Genomic DNA, 1,061 nt, shown 5'->3' with positions numbered 1-1,061 from the left:
CACTTTTAAAACATTAAAAAGTGCTTTTTATTTATTATAAATACGAATGTAAACTTTTTAATATTTGTTTACATTCAAATCCTCTATAACATTGACTTCACCCCAATTCCCCTGATATCATCAAAATTAGCAAGAAAAGTATACATTAAAAACAATATAAATAAAGAGGTACAGAAATCCATGGATAAAAATTTCATTTTAAATAAAATCAATTTATGAATATATGTAATTTAAATTATTAAAAGTAGTTAATATAAAAAACTCTGATTTTAAAAAGATCAGAGTTTTTTTAAATGATATGGTGATCCCTTATATAATAAAAAAAATTATGATAATTGCGCACTAACATTAATAATAATTACAACACCTAAAACTAGAATAATCCAAGTCCAATACTTATTTGGAATGAAAAATAATGAAGATTTATCTTTTATTTGAACTCTTTCTCCGGTTTTTTCATCGACGAATATTCGTACACTATCAGATATAAACTTTTTAGTGAAAAAATAATTAATCATCGCTATAGATATAGTCGAAAATATTCCTTGCAAAATAAATCCAGATTTATCTTCCGTGTTCACTTGCAAAAAACTAAAAAGGATTCCATTTATCATAAACCCTAAAATAAATGCTAAGGCTACTAACATTCCTTTACCTCTCCAAATAATCATTACAATGACTCCTTTCAATTTTTAAATAACGGGACATGCATATTACATTATATTACATTTTGTTAATTTATGGAGTATTAATCTATTTTAATGCTCTTTCAATCCGTTCTTTTGTATCCTCAGTCAAAAATGGCTTTGGAACCTTGTATTGCTCCTCAAAAATTCAATTTATTCCTTCATATTAATGGGACCCCATGTTGCAAGAAATACTCAATCATAGTACACCACAAATCACACTTAAACATATCGAAACCAATAAAGAAGAGAAAAATAATATACTTGGTACATTTCAAATCTAACAGGGGTACCACCACATGCCCATCAACCTAACAGAACAGGTTACCCCCAAAACGAGAAAAATGAACTTCGTTGCTATAAAAGACATAAAAT

At 27.0% G+C, this 1,061-nt stretch carries 1 protein-coding gene and 2 pseudogenes; 1 reads left to right on the top strand and 2 read right to left on the bottom strand.

What is annotated here, in order from left to right:
- Window positions 1-326: 326 nt before the first annotated feature.
- A complete protein-coding gene (locus JDS96_RS30455) occupies window positions 327-671 on the bottom strand; it encodes a hypothetical protein (RefSeq protein ID WP_199669091.1) in 345 nt (114 codons plus the stop codon).
- Between the two features lie 88 nt (window positions 672-759).
- Window positions 760-834 (bottom strand): annotated as a pseudogene (locus JDS96_RS33415) (YolD-like family protein); the annotation flags it as partial.
- A gap of 31 nt (window positions 835-865) precedes the next feature.
- Here JDS96_RS33415 and JDS96_RS30450 point away from each other — a divergent pair.
- Window positions 866-970 (top strand): annotated as a pseudogene (locus JDS96_RS30450) (tyrosine-type recombinase/integrase); the annotation flags it as partial.
- Window positions 971-1,061 lie beyond the last annotated feature (91 nt).

The organism is Bacillus cereus group sp. N21 (assembly GCF_016483395.1).
Taxonomy (GTDB): Bacteria; Bacillota; Bacilli; order Bacillales; family Bacillaceae_G; genus Bacillus_A; species Bacillus_A pseudomycoides.
This window is presented reverse-complemented; position numbering and strand designations above follow the sequence as displayed.

Bases quoted from the DNA above. Each gene is read 5' to 3' on its own strand.
- JDS96_RS30455 (WP_199669091.1), bottom strand. From the start codon at position 671: ATGATTATTTGGAGAGGTAAAGGAATGTTAGTAGCCTTAGCATTTATT.